At 51.2% G+C, this 17,879-nt stretch carries 26 protein-coding genes; 23 read left to right on the top strand and 3 right to left on the bottom strand.

All coding sequences use genetic code 11. The features are described from left to right. Position 1: 1 nt before the first annotated feature. From BRO54_RS20330 to BRO54_RS02245, 17 genes are all read left to right on the top strand, one after another. Entirely contained in the window at positions 2–292 is a 291-nt protein-coding gene (locus BRO54_RS20330) for a TlpA disulfide reductase family protein (protein WP_239691175.1), read from the top strand. Positions 293–347: 55 nt separating this feature from the next. Next, positions 348–716, top strand: a complete 369-nt coding sequence (locus tag BRO54_RS02320; RefSeq protein WP_074043002.1) for a YidH family protein — start codon at positions 348–350, stop codon at positions 714–716. Between the two features lie 391 nt (positions 717–1,107). Beyond that, the gene (locus tag BRO54_RS02315) at positions 1,108–2,370 is read left to right on the top strand and encodes a glycosyl hydrolase family 18 protein (RefSeq protein WP_074043014.1); all 1,263 of its coding nucleotides are present in this window, start codon (positions 1,108–1,110) and stop codon (positions 2,368–2,370) included. 202 nt (positions 2,371–2,572) lie between these two features. Further along, positions 2,573–2,962: a DsrE/DsrF/DrsH-like family protein gene (locus BRO54_RS02310; RefSeq protein WP_044731114.1), complete on the top strand. Its 390-nt coding sequence runs from the start codon at positions 2,573–2,575 to the stop codon at positions 2,960–2,962. A 23-nt stretch (positions 2,963–2,985) separates the two neighbouring features. Next, a complete protein-coding gene (locus BRO54_RS02305) occupies positions 2,986–3,231 on the top strand; it encodes a glutaredoxin family protein (RefSeq protein ID WP_074043001.1) in 246 nt (81 codons plus the stop codon). 46 nt (positions 3,232–3,277) lie between these two features. Continuing rightward, positions 3,278–4,405, top strand: a complete 1,128-nt coding sequence (locus BRO54_RS02300; protein ID WP_084544539.1) for an MBL fold metallo-hydrolase — start codon at positions 3,278–3,280, stop codon at positions 4,403–4,405. A 96-nt stretch (positions 4,406–4,501) separates the two neighbouring features. Next, positions 4,502–5,071 carry a class I SAM-dependent methyltransferase gene (locus BRO54_RS02295; RefSeq protein WP_074043000.1) on the top strand — a complete coding sequence of 190 codons (570 nt, stop codon included), beginning with the start codon at positions 4,502–4,504 and terminating at the stop codon, positions 5,069–5,071. Between the two features lie 89 nt (positions 5,072–5,160). Then, the gene (locus BRO54_RS02290; protein WP_083509998.1) at positions 5,161–5,553 is read left to right on the top strand and encodes a rhodanese-like domain-containing protein; all 393 of its coding nucleotides are present in this window, start codon (positions 5,161–5,163) and stop codon (positions 5,551–5,553) included. Continuing rightward, positions 5,520–5,780: a metal-sensitive transcriptional regulator gene (locus BRO54_RS02285; protein WP_044731118.1), complete on the top strand. Its 261-nt coding sequence runs from the start codon at positions 5,520–5,522 to the stop codon at positions 5,778–5,780. Before BRO54_RS02290 ends, BRO54_RS02285 begins: the two co-directional genes overlap by 34 nt. Positions 5,781–5,884: 104 nt before the next feature. Continuing rightward, on the top strand, positions 5,885–6,112 hold the full coding sequence (locus tag BRO54_RS02280; protein WP_066233195.1) for a sulfurtransferase TusA family protein: 228 nt from the start codon (positions 5,885–5,887) through the stop codon (positions 6,110–6,112). Positions 6,113–6,162: 50 nt separating this feature from the next. Beyond that, complete coding sequence (locus tag BRO54_RS02275; RefSeq protein WP_044731120.1) at positions 6,163–6,645, top strand: DsrE/DsrF/DrsH-like family protein; 483 nt, start codon at positions 6,163–6,165, stop codon at positions 6,643–6,645. 25 nt (positions 6,646–6,670) lie between these two features. Next, positions 6,671–7,036 (top strand): rhodanese-like domain-containing protein, encoded by a 366-nt coding sequence (locus tag BRO54_RS02270; RefSeq protein ID WP_074042998.1) that lies wholly within the window; start codon positions 6,671–6,673, stop codon positions 7,034–7,036. A gap of 12 nt (positions 7,037–7,048) precedes the next feature. Beyond that, the gene (locus BRO54_RS02265; RefSeq protein ID WP_074042997.1) at positions 7,049–7,345 is read left to right on the top strand and encodes a rhodanese-like domain-containing protein; all 297 of its coding nucleotides are present in this window, start codon (positions 7,049–7,051) and stop codon (positions 7,343–7,345) included. A gap of 23 nt (positions 7,346–7,368) precedes the next feature. Continuing rightward, the gene (locus BRO54_RS02260; protein WP_066233183.1) at positions 7,369–7,938 is read left to right on the top strand and encodes a sulfurtransferase TusA family protein; all 570 of its coding nucleotides are present in this window, start codon (positions 7,369–7,371) and stop codon (positions 7,936–7,938) included. A 74-nt stretch (positions 7,939–8,012) separates the two neighbouring features. After that, positions 8,013–9,149: an MBL fold metallo-hydrolase gene (locus BRO54_RS02255; protein WP_074042996.1), complete on the top strand. Its 1,137-nt coding sequence runs from the start codon at positions 8,013–8,015 to the stop codon at positions 9,147–9,149. Between the two features lie 66 nt (positions 9,150–9,215). After that, on the top strand, positions 9,216–9,998 hold the full coding sequence (locus BRO54_RS02250) for a sulfite exporter TauE/SafE family protein (RefSeq protein WP_074042995.1): 783 nt from the start codon (positions 9,216–9,218) through the stop codon (positions 9,996–9,998). A gap of 149 nt (positions 9,999–10,147) precedes the next feature. Then, a complete protein-coding gene (locus tag BRO54_RS02245) occupies positions 10,148–10,531 on the top strand; it encodes a DUF302 domain-containing protein (RefSeq protein WP_074042994.1) in 384 nt (127 codons plus the stop codon). Positions 10,532–10,640: 109 nt separating this feature from the next. Here the strand turns inward: BRO54_RS02245 and BRO54_RS02240 are convergent, their stop codons facing one another. From BRO54_RS02240 to BRO54_RS02230, 3 genes are read right to left on the bottom strand one after another with little or no spacing between them, the layout of a single operon-like run. Then, complete coding sequence (locus BRO54_RS02240; protein WP_074042993.1) at positions 10,641–11,177, bottom strand: HD domain-containing protein; 537 nt, start codon at positions 11,175–11,177, stop codon at positions 10,641–10,643. Between the two features lie 33 nt (positions 11,178–11,210). Further along, a complete protein-coding gene (locus tag BRO54_RS02235) occupies positions 11,211–11,411 on the bottom strand; it encodes a hypothetical protein (RefSeq protein ID WP_074042992.1) in 201 nt (66 codons plus the stop codon). Between the two features lie 15 nt (positions 11,412–11,426). Beyond that, positions 11,427–11,600, bottom strand: coding sequence for a hypothetical protein (locus tag BRO54_RS02230; RefSeq protein WP_239691174.1), 174 nt, complete (start codon positions 11,598–11,600; stop codon positions 11,427–11,429). Between the two features lie 320 nt (positions 11,601–11,920). On the opposite strand from BRO54_RS02230, the gene murB reads away from it, so the two are divergent. The 6 genes from murB to menC all read left to right on the top strand — a co-directional run bounded on the left by murB (position 11,921) and on the right by menC (position 17,769). Further along, on the top strand, positions 11,921–12,835 hold the full coding sequence (gene murB, locus BRO54_RS02225) for a UDP-N-acetylmuramate dehydrogenase (protein WP_074042991.1): 915 nt from the start codon (positions 11,921–11,923) through the stop codon (positions 12,833–12,835). Between the two features lie 528 nt (positions 12,836–13,363). Then, positions 13,364–14,107: a threonine/serine exporter family protein gene (locus BRO54_RS02220; protein ID WP_074043012.1), complete on the top strand. Its 744-nt coding sequence runs from the start codon at positions 13,364–13,366 to the stop codon at positions 14,105–14,107. Positions 14,108–14,119: 12 nt separating this feature from the next. Continuing rightward, a complete protein-coding gene (locus BRO54_RS02215) occupies positions 14,120–14,545 on the top strand; it encodes a threonine/serine exporter family protein (protein WP_042382592.1) in 426 nt (141 codons plus the stop codon). 116 nt (positions 14,546–14,661) lie between these two features. Continuing rightward, positions 14,662–15,831 carry a M20 peptidase aminoacylase family protein gene (locus BRO54_RS02210; protein ID WP_042382593.1) on the top strand — a complete coding sequence of 390 codons (1,170 nt, stop codon included), beginning with the start codon at positions 14,662–14,664 and terminating at the stop codon, positions 15,829–15,831. Beyond that, a complete protein-coding gene (locus BRO54_RS02205) occupies positions 15,806–16,645 on the top strand; it encodes a GNAT family N-acetyltransferase (RefSeq protein ID WP_042382595.1) in 840 nt (279 codons plus the stop codon). Before BRO54_RS02210 ends, BRO54_RS02205 begins: the two co-directional genes overlap by 26 nt. Continuing rightward, a complete protein-coding gene (gene menC / locus BRO54_RS02200) occupies positions 16,642–17,769 on the top strand; it encodes an o-succinylbenzoate synthase (RefSeq protein WP_074042990.1) in 1,128 nt (375 codons plus the stop codon). Before BRO54_RS02205 ends, menC begins: the two co-directional genes overlap by 4 nt. Positions 17,770–17,879 lie beyond the last annotated feature (110 nt).

The raw sequence follows: 17,879 nt of genomic DNA, 5'->3' as shown, positions 1-17,879 counted from the left end.
CATGTGGGCGACTTGGTGTCCACCTTGTCGAGCGGAAATGCCGGATATGCAGAAGTTTTATGAACGATATAAAGATGAAGGGGTGGAGATTGTCGCGGTCAATTTAACTCAATCGGAAAAACAGCTGGAACAGGTTGCGCGGTTCATTCAGGAGTATGGCATTACATTTACGGTCGTTCTTGACGAAAAAGGAGAGGTATCCCGACAATACCTGGCTCATGCGATTCCGGCAAGCTATCTCATTGACTCGCAAGGGATTATACGAAAAAATGATTGGACCGATGAGTTATGACTGGCTGGTGGATCAGATGAAGTCGATCCAATAAATGTATAAAGGGGAAGAGATGATGAGAGAGGCAAAACGACAGACGACAGAAGATTCCAAATATATTCAGCAACACTTGGCGAACGAGCGGACGTTTCTCGCCTGGATTCGCACCTCGATTGCCATTATTGGAATTGCTTTTTTAATGATCAATTTGCATGAAAAATCAACGAGCAACGCATTGTCCACGACCATTGTCCAATTGATCGGAGCATTGGCGGTGGTCATTTCCGTCTGCACGATTGTGTTTTCTACCGTTAGTTATGTCGTGAAGACGAAACAAATAAATGAGCAAACGTTCCGGCCGTCGCGTCCGTTAATTTGGTTTTTAGCTTCTCTATTGTTGTTGATTACCGTATTGTTTGGATATTATTTTTTTACCTTGCTTTAACAGCGGCTTGTTTGCCGCTTTTTGTTTTGTCCTGTTTTAGGGTTAAGAGCAGCGCACAAGCAAATGAATAAAACAAAAGAACAGCAATTGACTGTCGTGGTTCGCTCAATCAAATCGATACTAGGATGTATTGGAGAATTACATACAAGGAGGAGTCCGCGATACAAGACGCCCCTCACTTGCCTTACAGAGAGGAAGAAGGGAGGCAATGTCCAGTAAAAGGAAAAAAGAGGAGAAACGATTCAGCGGCATCATACGTGCCGCAATGGGGGGGCAGTGTACATACATGGGGGGCAGAAGATGGCAAGACAAGGTGCGGTTGCGGGCAATAAGCATATATATATTTATCATACCGGCGCCGAAGCTTTGTTGATTCAATGGAGGGATGATCGTGTTTATTCACATTGTTCAACCTGGAGATACGCTTTTTTCAATCAGCAGGCGATACGATTATCCGCTGGAACGTCTGCGCCTTGTCAATGGCTTAGTTGAAACGAATATTGTTCCTGGTCAGGCATTGCTTGTTCCCAGCTATACGTATACAGTGCAGCCAGGGGACACGCTAAGCGCCATTGCACGGAGAGCGTTTGTGACGGTCGAACAGTTGCGGGCAGCCAATCCGGCGGTGGACCCGTACAGAATGCTTCCAGGAATGAAAATTTATATTCCTGATATTTCCTGGTATCAAGCCATAACGTTAGCGTATTACACTCTCCGTGAACCGAACTTAGATCGGGCGCTCGTGCGGGATTTTGCCCCGTATTCATCATACATTGCCTTGTTCGAATATCGTTTTGCCCCTAATGGCGACATTATTACTATGCGGGATGACGCCGCAGCGATTGAAACAGCATGGCAAAACCGTGTGACGCCCATTGTGGTGGTGACGAACTTAACATCGAAAGGATTTAGTACGAGACTGGCGAGCCAAGTGCTGAACAATCCGAAAGCAAGGGCGAATTTGGTTGAGAACATCTTTTATTTAGTATCACGAAAAGGCTATGGTGGCGTCAATATTGACTTCGAGCAAGTTCGCGGCGAGGATCGTGATTTGTTTACTGGTTTTTTGCGACAGCTGCGCGATCGGTTAAAACCGGCTGGATATGTTTTGACGATCGCCGTTCCAGCGAAAACGAGCGAGGAGATCCCTTGGCTCAGAGGCTACGATTACGGCGGCATTGGCGCTGTCGTCGACTATATGTTTATTATGGCGTACGATTGGCATCATTTAACAAGTGAACCTGGTCCAGTCGCTCCCATTAGTGAGGTGAGATCGACGCTTCAGTTTGCCGTCGAGCGCATCCCCCGAAAAAAAATCTTGCTCGGACTCCCGTTATATGGATACGATTGGATCATTCCATACCAGCCTGGGACATCGGCGGATGCTCTCTCCAACCAAGAGGCGGTTTTAACCGCCATGCGTTACCGATCATCGATTCAATATTCACTTCAGTATGAATCGCCGTTTTTTCGATATACTGATGAACTTGGAAACATTCATGAGGTATGGTTTGAAGATGTCAGAAGCATGGGACAGAAAATGAATTTGGCCCGCCAATTTCAGATTGCAGGCGTCGGTGCATGGGAGCTGGCATTAGGATTTGCGCCAGGGCCATGGCTGCTGCGAAAATTTTTTACTGTACGAAAGGTATAATTTAAAAGCGGTCTTTGTTTCGCCGCTTTTTCATTTTTTTCGGGGACGTGTATCTTCCTGTTGACAAAAGAAAAACAATCCGATAATATTATTTCTGTGATACATATACACGTATATGTATATAACTACAAACGTGTGTATGTGTATAAAACTGAGGCAGGCACTAAAATATAATAACGAAAAACATAAGGAGGTTATTTTGATGAAAGTAGCGATTATTGCAGCCAATGGCGGGTTGTTTGATGCGTACAAGGTGTTCAACATCGCGACAGCTGCTGCGGCGGCAGACGCGGAAGTCGGGGTGTTCTTCACGTTTGAGGGGTTGAATCTCATCCATAAAGAAGCGCACAAGCAATTGCCGATTCCTGAAGGGAAAGAACATTTGCAACAAGGGTTCCAAAAAGCGAACGTTCCATCGATTGAAGAATTGCTTCAAATGGCACAAGAAATGGGTGTAAAACTGATCGCCTGCCAAATGACGATGGATGTGATGGGGCTTGACAAAGATCAATTTGTCGATGGCATTGAAGTAGCGGGGGCGGCGACGTTCCTGCAGTTCGCGAAAGACGCGGACATTACATTGGCCTTCTAATGAGGGAGAGGAGGAAGGAGAATATGGCACAAGTCACTGTCTATACAACAACTACATGCCCGTATTGTGTAATGGCGAAAAACTTTTTGCGCGCCCAAGGCATTCCGTTTCGGGAAGTGAATGTTGAGTTGGATCCGAAAGCGGCGCGGAGACTGGTGGAAACGACCGGGCAAATGGGCGTGCCGCAAATCGAGATTAACGGCCGCTGGGTGCTCGGGTATGATCGGGAAACGATTATGGCGTTGTGGAATGAGGCGAATCATCGCTGAAAATCATATGCGAATGATAGAGCGATGGCGGAAGGAGGGGGTATCGTTGACGAAAACGATTTCGGTCAAAGAGATCGCCAATAAGATCATTCGCGGCGAGGAGCTGTTCATTGTGGACGCTCGCAACCCCGAAGATTTTGCCGATTGGCGGATTGAAGGGAAGGGTGTTGAGGTCGTCAATATTCCGTATTTTGACGTGTTGGACGGTATCGAACCGTATTTGGACCGTTTGCCGAAAGACAAAAGCAAAACGATTTATGCCGTTTGCGCGAAGGGCGGCTCGTCTGAGTTTGTGGCAGAACAGTTGGAAGCGGCGGGCTATATGGACGTTTATTCGATCGAAGGCGGCATGAAGGCGTGGAGCGAGCATTTGGAACCAGTGAAAATCGGCGAGTTGAAAAACGGAGGAACGATTTACCAATTCATCCGCCTCGGCAAAGGGTGTCTCTCGTATCTCGTCGAATCGAACGGCGAGGGGGCGTTGATCGATACGAACCGCATGACAGACGTGTACGTCCGTTTTGCGAAGGATCATGGCATTGCGATCAAGCATGTGTTCGACACACACTTGCATGCCGATCATATTTCTGGCGGACGCAAATTGGCCGAAGAACTAGGCGCGGTCTATTATTTGCCGCCGAAAGACGCCGAAGAGGTGACATTCTCCTACACACCGATTCAAGATGGAGACCGCATCCGCGTCGGCCATGTCGTGATTGAAGCGCTGTATTCGCCGGGACATACGATCGGCAGCACATCGTTTATTGTGGACGATCAATATTTGTTAACCGGCGATATTTTGTTCATCGACTCAATCGGCCGTCCGGATCTGGCAGGAAAGGCGCAAGACTGGGTTGGCGATCTGCGGGAGACGCTTTACCAGCGCTACAAACAGCTTGCCGACGACTTGATTGTGTTGCCGGCGCACTACATGGGCCCGAATGAAATGAACGAAGATGGCAGTGTAGCGGAACGATTAGGCGTGCTTTACGAGAAAAACCATGGGTTAAATATTTCCAGCGATGAAGAATTCCGCCGAACTGTCACGGAAAACTTGCCGCCGCAGCCGAATGCTTATAAGGAAATCCGTCAGACGAATATGGGGAAACTGCATCCGACAGAAGACGAACAACGGGAGATGGAAATCGGCCCAAACCGTTGCGCCGTTCGGTAGAGAAAAACAGTCCGGCGTTTCTCTGCCGGCTGTTTTTCTTTTCTTCACAGCTCTTTTTCGGATATCATTTCATTAGGAAAATTGGGAGGGAACAAGATGGCAGGGCATCGTTTTCATCATGAAAAAGCTGATCGACTGCTTGACCCGAAACGGAAAGAGTGGATTGACCCGCAACAGGCGATTTCGATGTTGTCTGTAAAACCGGATGACATGGTCGTTGATCTCGGCGCCGGGAATGGCTATTTTACGATTCCGCTGGCGCAGGCGACAAACGGAAAAGTATACGCGGTCGATGTGCAGCCAGAGATGATCGAATTGTTAAAACAACGAACCGAGCAGTTGGCAATCACTAACATCGAATACCGGGTGGCGGATGTTTCTTCCACTTCACTTCCATCTCATTCGATGGATAAAGGAATCATGGCGTTCGTCTTTCATGAAGTGGAACAAAAAGAGGCCGCCATCGATGAGATCCGCCGCGTGATGAAGCCGAATGGACGATTTCTTTTGATTGAATGGGAAGCAGTTGAAAGCGAAATGGGACCGCCCCTTCATGAGCGGATTCCGTCGGATGAACTGCTTTCCTATATGAAACAAAAGGCGAGCGATGTGGAACTTGTCCGTTTTCACCCGGCTGTCTATGGTCTTTTGATTCGCTGGGAATAGCCGATTGGTAAGGAAAATGATTCTTGTTGCCCTTATACTGAATGGGGTATATAATGATCATGCATAGGATAAACAGAGGGGGTGAACTGTTGATAGGCAGTAGTTTGTTATTTTTTCTTTTTCTTTTGACGGCTGCGTTGTACCGACGCTATTATCCTGTGAAAAATATTCCGTGCCTTCCGGTAGGAGAGGTTCCGGACGGCTTGCTTCTTGTCGACTTGCGCGATTATAATGAAAGCAATGGCCCCATATTTGGCCAAGCGTTGCATATTCCAGTGGCGTATTTGAAACGGCATGCTCGGCATATCCCGCGGCAGCCGCTGCATATCATCGTCCAGGATGCCATCGAAAAAAACGTCGGCATCCGTCTGTTGCGCCGCTATGGCTATGAGGTGAAAAGCTATTCGATCGCCGCTTGCGATTGCCGAGAAAGGGGACGAACTGACCGATGGAATACAATAAAGAAATCAAAAACCGCTTAAAACGGATTGAAGGACAAATTAAAGGCGTTCTTGGCATGATGGAACAAGGGAAAGACTGCAAAAGCGTCGTTTCCCAACTGTCGGCGGCGCGCAATGCCATCGACCGCGCGATTGCCGTGATCGTCAGCACGAATTTAGAGCACTGTCTGCGTGAAAGCATGGAAAAAGGGGAAAAGACAGATCATCTCGTGAAAGAAGCGGTGGAGCTGCTTGTGAAAAGCCGTTAATGCGTTGATCAACAAAAAAGATGTTGACAACGTTCTTTTTCTTGTAGTAATATACCCATAGGGGTAATGGTAATAAAATTTATGAGATCAAGGAGGTCATCACAATGAACGTAGCGAAAGTATTGGATGCTAAAGGACTTGCCTGCCCGATGCCGGTGGTGAGAGCCAAAAAGGCAATGGACGAATTGGAATCGGGACAAGTGCTGGAAGTGCACACGACCGATAAAGGGGCAAAAAACGATTTGCCTGCGTGGGCGAAAACAAGCGGCCATACGGTCATTGATATGAAAGAGGAAAACGGTGTGTTGACGTTCTGGATTCAAAAAGGATAATTTTTGCGTTTTTATATACCTGTATAGGTATGCAGAAAGGAGGCAGCGAGATGGCACAGCCAAAGAAAAAGACGACGATCATTTTGTTCAGCGGCGACTACGACAAGGCGATGGCGGCCTACATCATCGCCAACGGCGCCGCTGCATACGATCATGACGTGACGATTTTTCATACGTTCTGGGGGCTCAACGCCTTGCGGAAAGAGGCGCCGGTTCCGGTGCAAAAAGGGTTTCTCGAAAAGATGTTTGCGAAGATGATGCCGCGCGGCGCGGACCGCATGGGGCTGTCGCGCATGAATTTTGCCGGCATCGGCCCAAAGCTGATCAAAAAGGTGATCAAGAAACATAACGCCATGCCGCTTCCTCAGTTGATCGAGATGGCGAAAGAGCAAGGCGTGAAACTCGTCGCCTGCCAAATGACTGTCGATTTGCTTGGGCTGAAGCCGGAGGAATTGATCGATGGCATTGAGTTTGCTGGGGTGGCTGCGTATTTGGCTGACGCTTCCGAAGGAAATGTGAACTTATTCATTTAATCATCTTGACTCATGAGGGAATCGTATGGCACAAACAGTGATCAACATTATCCTGTTCGTTTTGCTTGCTTGGTTTCTCGCTAGCCGCTTCATTCCCCCAAGAGGGGTGCAAATGATCACAACGACTGAATTAAAGCGGCGGCTGAAACAACCTGGCGTGCAATATATTGATGTGCGTACGCCGATGGAGTTTCGCTCTTATCATTTGCCGGGGTTTCGGAACATCCCGCTTCATGAATTAACAGCGCGTGCCCATGAATTATCCAAGGAGAAAGAAGTCATTGTCATTTGCCAAAGCGGGATGCGAAGCCAAAAAGCGAGCAAGGTCTTAAAGAAGCTTGGATTTCGTTCTGTGACAAACGTCAAAGGAGGCCTAAACGCTTGGCAGTAGAGGAGGATGACGATGAAAACGATCACGCCAAAAGAAGTGGAGGAACAGCTTCGCGCGGGAGAACTTCTTCACATCATCGACGTGCGCGAGCCGGATGAAGTCGCCACAGGCAAAATTCCCGGAGCGATCAACATTCCGCTCAGTTTGATCGGTTTTCGCATGCATGAACTCGACAAAAATGAAGAATATATTCTTGTCTGCCGTTCCGGCGGGCGAAGCGGCCGTGCGGCGGAGTTTCTTGACAGCCGCGGTTACCGCGTCGTTAACATGACAGGCGGCATGCTTGCCTGGGAAGGGCCTGTCGAATAAACAGTCAAGGAGGGAATCAGCAAATGATCAAAGTCGATATGACCGTCGATGCGAAAGGATTGTCCTGCCCGATGCCGATCGTCCGCACGAAAAAGGCGATCAACGAATTGGAGCCGGGCCAAGTGCTTGAAGTGCAGGCGACGGATAAGGGTTCCAAAGCCGATATCAAAGCATGGGCGGAAAGCACAGGGCATCAATATTTGGGAACGATTGAAGAAGACGGTGTCCTGAAGCATTACATCCGCAAGTCAACGGAGAATGAAACGCGCAGCGAAACGGCATTTCCGCATGTCGTCTCCAACGAAGAACTGCAAGAAAAGCTTCATGATCCCGAGACGTTTGTCTTGGATGTCCGCGAACCGGCGGAGTACGCGTTTGGCCATATTCCGGGCGCCGTTTCGATTCCGCTTGGAGAGCTCGATCGCCGGATGGAGGAACTTCCGAAAGACAAAACGATTTACGTCGTTTGCCGCACAGGAACACGGAGCGATTTGGCCGCGCAAAAGCTGGCCGAGCAAGGATTCGAACATGTGCGGAACGTCGTTCCAGGCATGTCGCAATGGAACGGGCCGCTCGATTCCGCTCAATCGTAATTGAGCGGCCTTTTTGGATAAAAAATATACTCTGTAGGGTATATTAATATCATCAAAGAGGGAGGATGTTAATTATGGTTAAAGAAATGACGGTGCAACAAATGACGGAAAAGGTGTTAAACAAACAATCGCTGTTCATCTTGGATGTTCGCAACGAAAGTGATTTTCGCGATTGGAAAATCGAAGGGGAAAACTTTGAGTATTTGAACGTTCCGTATTTTGAGTTGATCGATGGGGTTGACTCGATTGTCGGCCGTCTTCCGAAAGACAAAGACATCGTCGTTGTGTGCGCGAAAGGCGGGTCATCGGAATTTGTCGCCGAACAGCTGGCGGAAGCCGGGTTTGACAACGTTTATACGCTCGCTGGTGGAATGCAAGCGTGGAGCGAGCATCTCCATCAAGCCAAAGTATACGAAGACGATCAATTGAAAATTTACCAATTCATCCGCGTCGGCAAAGGCTGCCTGTCGTATATGGTCCTTTCCGGAAGCGAAGCGCTTGTCGTCGATCCGCTGCGGTTTATTGACGTGTACGAACAAGTGGCCCAACAAGAAGGGGTAAAGATCACTCATATCGTGGACTCGCACTTGCATGCCGATCACTTGTCCGGCGGCAAGGCGCTGGCGGAACGGACAGGCGCTGCTTACTACTTGATGAAAAGCGAAGGAGCGGTGTTTGATTTCGAGCCGCTTGAGCAACATGAAACGATCGACTTCGAAAACGTTCATTTGGAAGTGTTGGCAGTGAAAACACCGGGGCATACGCCGGGCAGCGTCTCCTTCTTTGTCAACGGCCAATGGTTGTTCTCCGGCGACACCATCTTTGTCGGCGGACTCGGTCGGCCGGACCTTGGCGGCAAGGTGGCGGAATGGGCGGCGGATTTGTATGACACCGTGTATGAAAAAGTCGCGGCCATGGCCGATGATGTGATCGTCTTGCCGGCTCACTACGCCAATTTAGATGAAGAAATCAATGCGGAGGGGTATGTTGGCGATACGTTGGGCCGCATCCGCGCGCGCAATGAGATGATGCAAAACAAACCAAAAGACGAATTTATCGATCTTGTCATCCAAAGCGCCAATACGGAAACACCGCCGAACTTTGAAGACATTGTCGCCATCAACCGCGGGCTCAAAACCGTTGATATCGAAACGCAACGGGAGCTTGAGATCGGTCCAAACCGCTGTGCACTGCATCATACCCATGCATAAAGGAGCGACACAGATTATGGGGGACGTGCATCGTCCCCTTTTTAAAACAAAATGGAGGGATGGTTGATGGATGTTTCGCTTGCGTTTATGATTGTCATCTTTTTAATCGGCTTTATCGGTTCGTTTATTTCTGGCATGGTCGGGATTGGCGGATCGATTATTAAATATCCCATGTTGTTGTATCTTCCGCCGTTGTTTGGGCTGGCGGCGTTCAGCGCCCATGAAGTGTCGGGGATCAGCGCGGTGCAAGTATTTTTCGCCACGATCGGCGGTGTATGGGCGTATCGAAAAAGCGGCTATTTGAACAAATCGCTGATTCTATATATGGGGGTGAGCATCCTTATCGGCAGTTTTGTCGGCGGTTATGGCTCGAAGCTGATGAGCGAAGGAACGATTAACGTCGTTTACGGCGTCTTGGCGGCGTTAGCAGCCATCATGATGTTTGTGCCGAAAAAAGGGATCGATGACATTCCGCTTGACCAAGTGACGTTCAACAAATGGTTGGCGGCAGCCTTGGCATTTCTGATCGGCGTCGGCTCCGGCATTGTCGGGGCGGCGGGTGCCTTTCTGCTTGTGCCGATCATGCTCGTTGTCCTGAAAATCCCGACGCGAATGACGATCGCCACCTCATTGGCGGTGACATTCATTTCCTCAATTGGCTCCACGTTCGGGAAAATCGCCACCGGCCAAGTCGATTACCTTCCGGCTCTCATCATGGTCATAGCGAGCCTGATTGCCTCGCCGTTAGGGGCGAAAGCGGGGCAAAAAATGAACACAAAAGTGCTGCAAGTCATCCTTGCCGTGTTGATTTTGGCGACGGCGGTGAAAATTTGGGTGGATATTTTATGATCGAAGCGCTTGAAAGGCGACGGGTCACGGGAAAAGGCATGTGAATGCTGGAACTGATCATGTTTCGCTGTCCGTTTTCTGCGTGATGGTGCGCGATCCATTTGGGCATGCTAAACAGCGGGAAAACATAATGAAGGGAAGAATGAGCGATGTTCCATTACACGGTTGACGTGTCAACGGGCATGAATGAAACGATCGAGCGTTTGGAAGAAAGCTTGAAACAAGAAGGGTTTGGCGTGCTCTGGCGGTTCAGCGTGACCGAAAAGCTGCAAGAGAAAGGGCTCGATTTTTCCACGCCGATGGTCATTTTGGAAGTGTGCAACCCGCAAGAAGCGGCGCGGGTGCTAAATGAAAACGTTCTTGTCGGCTACTTTTTGCCGTGCAAGCTCGTCGTCTACCAAGAAAACGGCACAACGAAAATCGGCATGCCGAAACCGACGATGCTCGTTGGCATGGTAAACGAGCTGGCGATTAAGGAAATCGCGGCCGACATTGAGAAGCGGTTAATCGCTTGCATTGACCAATGCCGCTGACACGCAAGCAGCTCACCTGTCTGAAAGGGTGAGCTGTTTCTATTTGGAACGTACATGGTTGGCGGCGCCTTGCGTTTGTTAAGGGAGAACGTTAATGTGAGACAAGCGGTCAAACAATATCTCCGAGCCGCTCTTTTCTTAACTGGCTACTGACGAGTTCATCAAGTTGGCGGATTTTTTTCCACGCCACATCTTCGCTGATCGTTCGGTAATGATGGCGTCCGCCCGGCTCTTCGTCGGCCTCGTCGGCCCATTTAACGATGGCTTGGAGCGGCGTTCGTTTCCATTCGCCTTCCGGGAGGTACGAATCGGTGTGAAGCAAAATCGCCAGCGCGATTTCTTTGGCGTTGCGCGGGTGTTCGCCAAGGCGAATGAGCAGTTTATGGGCGCGCTCGGCCCCTTTGATGGCGTGGATGTCGTTTTGCCGGTATTGTTCGTAATCCCACCGGCCGTTTTTGTACCATGTGTAGTGGCCGATATCATGAAGGAGCGCGGCTTTCGTTGCCAAATCGGGGTCGACGCCGTGGCGGAGGGCAAGGTAGTAGGCATGGTACGCCGCCGCGATGGCATGGGCGAGGCCGGATCGTTTTAAATATTTTTGCGCAACGGGATGAACAAAGACGTCCGTTAAGGTGATGTATCTCATCGGCATCCCCTCCGTTTTTTTGATTTCCTATCATCATACCATGACGGGAAGAGGACGGCAATAGAGGAAACGGATGAGAACGGTTACATGGATAAAAAATTGACCAGCTGCTTTGAAAGCAGCAGCCGGTTTATCATTTCCCGACAGAAGACTCCCACTTCCATTTTGTGCAGGGCGCAGCCCAAAAATAAGTGGGAGATGAATGTCGGAAAGGTACAGCTTCGTTTTGTCCATATTTCCTCTCCTTCCTTATATGTCTTTTAAGCTGCCGACCGTCAGCTGCCGCCGCGTCCCAGCCAATGGGTGAGCGGGAGCCGAGGCGGCTGGCGGCGCAGCGTATTGCGCGAGTTTTACATGATCTTTTTGGTGTTCTTTTTCATCCGTTGGCACCGACGCGGCGAAGGAAAGCGGTGCATCGAGCATGCTATTCAGCGCCTCAACAAACGTAGAGCACACATCTTTCGCTAAGTGTTGGGTTTAACAAGGCGTCGATTTGGCGCATCGACATGGCGCTTTCGTTTCTGCCGTCTTGCCGCGAAACGGGGAGCCCATTTTCCCGACGGTCGCCTGTCCGGTTTTTGGTTTTGCCCTTTTTCGTCCGATGTCACCTTTTCGCCTAGTCCGGAATAAAACAGAATCAGGAACATTGCCCACTTGATATGCGGCGCGATTCCGGCGATAATGGAAACGGTATGGATGAATGCCGCCAAGCGGCATGGAAGAATAAAGAAGGTGACAGAACGATGGAACGTGCGGAACACATTTATCAAAGACTCGTAGAGATTTGTGGAAAAGAGAATGTCTTGCGCGATGAACCGATGAAAAACCATACATTGGTCCGAATTGGCGGCAAGGCGGATTTTCTCGTCTGGCCGGAGACGTACGAGCAAGTCATCGAGGTGTTGCGGCTGAAAGAAGAGTACGGCTTGCCGTTTACGCTCCTTGGCAACGGTTCGAACGTCATTATCCGCGATGGCGGACTGCGCGGCATTGTCATGCAGCTGAAGCATTTGAACCGCATTTGGCGCGAAGGAAACGACGTGATCGCACAAAGCGGGGCGGACATTAAAGCGGTGTCGCGGTTTGCGCTGGAACAAAGCCTTACCGGTTTGGAGTTTGCCTGCGGCATCCCAGGGTCGGTCGGCGGGGCGATCATGATGAACGCCGGGGCATACGGCGGTGAAGTGAAAGATGTGCTTCATCATGTCAAAGTGGCGACGCTCGCCGGCGAGTTGAAAACGTTAAAGAACGAGGAGCTGGAGCTTGGGTATCGAACAAGCATTATCAGCCGGACGCATGATATTGTGCTCGAAGTCGTCTTTGCGCTGCAGCCGGGCGATTATGCGCAAATTAAGGCGAAAATGGACGATTTAACGTTCCAACGTGAATCGAAGCAACCGCTTGAATATCCGTCTGTCGGCAGCGTGTTCAAGCGTCCGCCGGGCTATTTTGCCGGCAAGCTGATCCAAGACAGCGGCCTGCAAGGGAAAGGGTTTGGCGGCGCGGAAGTGTCGACGAAGCATGCAGGATTCATTATTAACAAAAACAATGCGACAGCTGCCGATTACATCGCGACGATCGAAATGGTGCGCAAAACCGTGAAGGAAAAATTCGGAGTCGATCTCGAATTGGAAGTCAAAATTATTGGCGAGGAATGACAGAGGATCCGAATCCGGTCGGCGGGTTCGGATTTTTCTTATTTTGACGAGAGGAAAAATGAAACAAACCGCTGTTTCGGTCGCTGTGCTGCCTTCTGTTTGTCCTTCGACTCCCGTGTTGGCGAACACCGCTGGGCTGTAAGGAGCGAGCGCAGCAACTACGGCGAGTGCGCTTGTTGACAGCATGCGAGGGAGCGAAAATCGCTTGTTCATCATCATTGTTCCTCCTTTTGCTTTGGCTTTCGCTATAACGATTTCGCCGTTGGCGCGCCTTTTTTCGACTGTGGGAGCGAAAAATAAGACGAAAGAGGCAGAAAAATAGGAAAGAAAGGGAAACGGTGAGATTTCATTCACAGTTTGGCGGTCAGCCGCCTATTTGATATAATGGAAACAAGTTTGGTAAAGACGATATCCAAGGAGGCTCCTGCCAATTTGTTTGGTGGGAGTTTGTTTTTGCGATGAGCACCGGCAAGGGAAAACGGGATGGCCAATGCCGTGCCGGGCGAAAACGAAAGGAGCAAACCGGTCATGACGGAGCGGGTGGATGACATTGTTGATGTTTGTTTATTGGCGGGAAAATTAATGCTTGAAAGCGGCGGGGAGACGTATCGGGTGGAAGATACAATGACGCGCATCGCCGCTTCGTTCGGTGTTTCCCGCTCTCACAGCTATGTGACCCCAACGGGCATCATGTTTTCCGTTGAGGGAACGAACGTAACACGTTTTATTCGCATTTCCGAGCGATCGACCGATTTATCCAAGGTGGCGTTTGTCAACCACATTTCCCGCCGCATCAGCAGCGGTGAACTGTCGCTCGATGGAGCGCGAAAAGAGTTGGAACGTGTTCAGCGGCAGCCGCTCGGTTATCCGTTTTGGCAGCAAACTGCTGCCGCAGCGGCGGCGAGCGCTTGTTTTGCCTCGTTGCTAGGCGGCATGAATCATTTTCTTCCTTCCCTTCTTTCCGGTGGAATGGCGTTTTGGTGTTTTGAAATGATGCATCGGCTCGTGAAAATCCGGTTCTTCGCTGAATTTTTTGCCTCTTTTGTCGCCGGTGGGATCGTGCTGTTGATGGAAAGGGCTGGATTGGTCGGAGACGTAGGAAACATGATGATTGGCTCAGTGATGCCGCTTGTCCCGGGGCTGGCGATTACCAATGCGGTGCGCGACTTGATGGCCGGCCATTTGATCGCCGGTTTGTCGCGCGGTGCAGAGGCGTTTTTAACCGCGTTTGCGATCGGCACCGGCATTGCCTTTATTTTATCGATTCGTTAGCAGGGAGTATCGATGATGATTGTGCAGCTGTTGCTTAGCTTTGTGGCGTCATCGCTGTTTGGCGTCATTTTCAATATTCCGAAACGATTGCTGCCGCACAGCGGATTTGTCGGCATGAGCGGCTGGGCGATGTATATGGCCGCTGCCCGGTCGGGGATAGACGGTGTCGCCGCCACGTTTGTTGCGGCGTTTTTCGTCGCTTTTTTAAGCAGCGGGTTTGCCCGCCGCTATCGAACGCCGGCGACGATTTTTATCGTCCCTGGCATTCTTCCGCTCGTGCCGGGCGGAACAGCGTTTGAGGCGATGCGCCATGTTGTCATGAACGATTACAATGCGGCGATTTCACTAGCGGCAAAAGCGTTCATGATTTCTGGGGCGATTGCGATGGGGCTCATTTTTTCTGAGGTCGTCAACCAACTGGTAAAGCGTCGCCCTTAATTGCACGTGTCTGTTTTTTCCAATCGTTTGCCTATCGTTGTATTTGTTTGTTTGAATATTATAATGAATATAACTATGTTTTTTCTATCGATTTTTAAACAGCGGGGGAGAGCGGAATGAAAGAAATCATCGAGCAGATGAAAGCGGAGCTATGGGAGATTTTCGATCACCTTCATCGCCATCCAGAAATCAGTTGGGAAGAGTGGCAAACGACCGAATTTCTTCGGCGGGAGTTGGAGCGCGAAGGGTATCGGGTGCGGACGTTTGCCGATTGTCCGGGCGTGGTGGCAGAAATCGGCGCCGGCCCGTTTACGGTCGGGGTGCGCAGCGATATGGACGCCCTTTGGCAAGAAGTGAACGGCGTTTGGCAGCCGAACCATGCGTGCGGGCATGACGCCCATATGACGATCGTGCTCGGGGTGGCGAAACTGCTTCGCCGCATCGGCTATGAGCCGCCGGGGACGCTGCGGTTTTTGTTCCAGCCGGCCGAGGAGAAAGGAACAGGGGCGTTAAAGCTGATCGAAAAAGGGGCGGTTGACGGCGTGTCGTTTTTATACGGCATTCATCTGCGGCCGATTCAAGAAGTGAAAGGCGGATATGCGGCGCCGGCGATCATCCATGGGGCGGCGCAATGCATCGAAGGGCGGATTCGCGGCGTGGCGGCACATGCCGCGCGGCCGCATTTAGGCGTCAACGTCATTGAAGTCGGCAGCGCCATTGTCCAAGAGCTCGGCAAAATTCATATCGACCCACAAGTGCCAGCGTCGATCAAAATGACGAAGTTTCACGCCGGTGAAAAAGATGCGAACACGATCCCGGACTACGCGGAGTTTGCCCTTGATTTGCGGGCGCAAACGAACGAGGCGATGGAGCGGCTCGTCGAGGGGTTGCGCCATGTGATCAACGGGGTCGCTGCGATTTACGGAGCTGATATTGAGCTTGTTGAGCGGACGCGCATCGTCGCCGCTGATCCTGATCCAGATGCTGTGCGGCTGATGGAGGAGGCGATTATCACGACTTTGGGGACGGAAAAATGCGTTCCGCCGGTCGTGACGTCGGGAGGAGAGGATTTCCATTTTTATTCCTTTAAAAAACCGGAGCTGAAAACAACGATGCTCGGATTGGGCTGCGACTTGCGTCCGGGGCTCCATCACCCGAACATGACGTTCCGGCGCGATGATTTGCTTTCTGGCGTGGAAATTTTGGCGCGGGTTGTGATGAACACATTTGCGACGTTTGCGCCGCAGGGGGAGAACGAGCATGCCTCTGTCGCTGCAAATCCTTGAGACGATCGAACAGTTAAAAGAAATGGCCAAGCTTGAGGAGGAGATTTGGGGAACGGCGCCGGTTCCGCTCCATCAAACGCTGACGGTGGCGAAAAACGGGGGCATTATCATCGGGGCGTATGCGGACGGGAAGCTTGTCGGCTTTGTCTACAGCTTTCCTGGGTTTCGAAACGGGGAAGTGTATCTTTGTTCCCATATGATGGGGATTGCCGCTCCGTTTCGTGATCAAGGGATTGGCTACCGATTGAAAATGAAGCAGGCAGAAGAAGCGCGGCGGCGCGGCTACCGGAGCATCCGTTGGACGTACGATCCGCTGCAAAGTCGGAACGGCTATTTGAACTTGGCCAAGCTTGGGGCCCTTGGCGTCGAGTATGTGGAAAACTGCTACGGCGAAATGAATGACGCGTTGAACGGTCAACTGCCGTCCGACCGTTTCATTGTCGAATGGCGGCTTGATGAGCGCCCGACCGGGGAGCGGAGCTTGGCTAAAGCTGATCTTCTCAAGGACAGAGGTCTGACGGTGCTCGAGGCAGGTCAAAGGGCTGACGGCCTGTTGCGGCCGGTGCCCAGAGACATCGATGAAACAGCGGCGCCGTTGTTGTTGGCTGCTGTTCCGCTTGACTTTCCGCAACTGAAAGAGCGGGATCTCGCGCTGGCGCTTGAGTGGCGGCTGGCGACGCGCTCTCTGTTTCAGCGGCTGCTCACGGAAGGCTGGATTGCCGCCGGCGCTTGGCGCCGTTCCGGGGAGCCGGCGATGCACTACATATGGGTGAGGAGAAACGAATGGCTGCCGCAGAAAGGGGAAGAGGAATGACGATCAACATCGAGTACGTCATATTGCGCCATTTGCAAATGGAGTTGAAGGCGCCGTTTACAACGAGCTTTGGCACGTTTCAAACGAAAGAGTTTATTTTAGTGGAAGTCGTGGATTGCGACGGCGTTTCCGGCTGGGGCGAATCGGTCGCGTTTTCCGTCCCATGGTACAGCGAGGAAACGGTGAAAACGAACTGGCATATGCTTGAAGAGTTTCTCGTGCCGCTCTTGTTTTCGAAGCCGCTTAGGCATCCAGCGGAATTGCCAGAGCGCTTTGCCGCCATCCGCCAAAACAACATGGCGAAAGCGGCGCTTGAGGGAGCGGTATGGGATTTGTATGCCAAGCGGCTTGGCGTTCCGCTTTGTCAAGCTCTCGGGGGAACGAAAAAGGAAATTGAAGTCGGCGTCAGCATCGGCATCCAGCCGACGGTCGACGATCTGCTTCAGGTGATTGAGCGGTATGTGGCGCAAGGGTACCGGCGGATCAAAGTGAAGATCAAACCGGGATGGGATGTTGATGTCATTCGCGACGTGCGGCGCGCGTTTCCTGACGTGCCGCTCATGGCGGATGCCAATTCGGCGTATACGCTCGCTGACGCCAAGCGGCTTCAGGCGCTTGATGAATTTGGGCTGATGATGATCGAACAGCCGCTCGCCGCTGACGATCTTGTCGATCACGTCCGGCTGCAGCCGCTTCTTAAGACGCCGATTTGCCTTGATGAAAGCATTCGTTCATATGACGATGCGCGCAAGGCGCTTGACCTTGGCAGCTGCCGCATCATCAACATCAAAATCGGGCGCGTCGGCGGGCTTTGGGAGGCGAAGCGCATCCACGATCTTTGCGCTGAGCGAGGCGTTCCGGTCTGGTGCGGGGGGATGCTGGAAGCAGGGGTCGGGCGCGCCCACAATATTGCGATCACGACGTTGGAAAACTTCGCGCTTCCCGGCGACACCGCCGCGTCGTCCCATTATTGGGAGCGGGATATTATCACGCCGGAAGTCGAGGTGCACAACGGCTTGATCCGCGTGCCGAACGCCCCGGGCATCGGCTATGACGTCGACCGCCGCCAAGTTGAGCGGTATACGCAGTTTGCCAAGTTGTTCCATCGTGCGCCGACGGCATAAAGCTGATCACATCCAACCTTATGCGGAGTTTACATAAAAAGGAAGAGAAAAAGGATAATAAGGACTATTGACGTTGACGTTAGTGATGCCGAAAATTTCTTGGAGTTGAG

Origin of the sequence: Geobacillus proteiniphilus (assembly GCF_001908025.1) — a bacterium.
Lineage (GTDB): Bacteria > Bacillota > Bacilli > Bacillales > Anoxybacillaceae > Geobacillus > Geobacillus proteiniphilus.
This window is presented reverse-complemented; position numbering and strand designations above follow the sequence as displayed.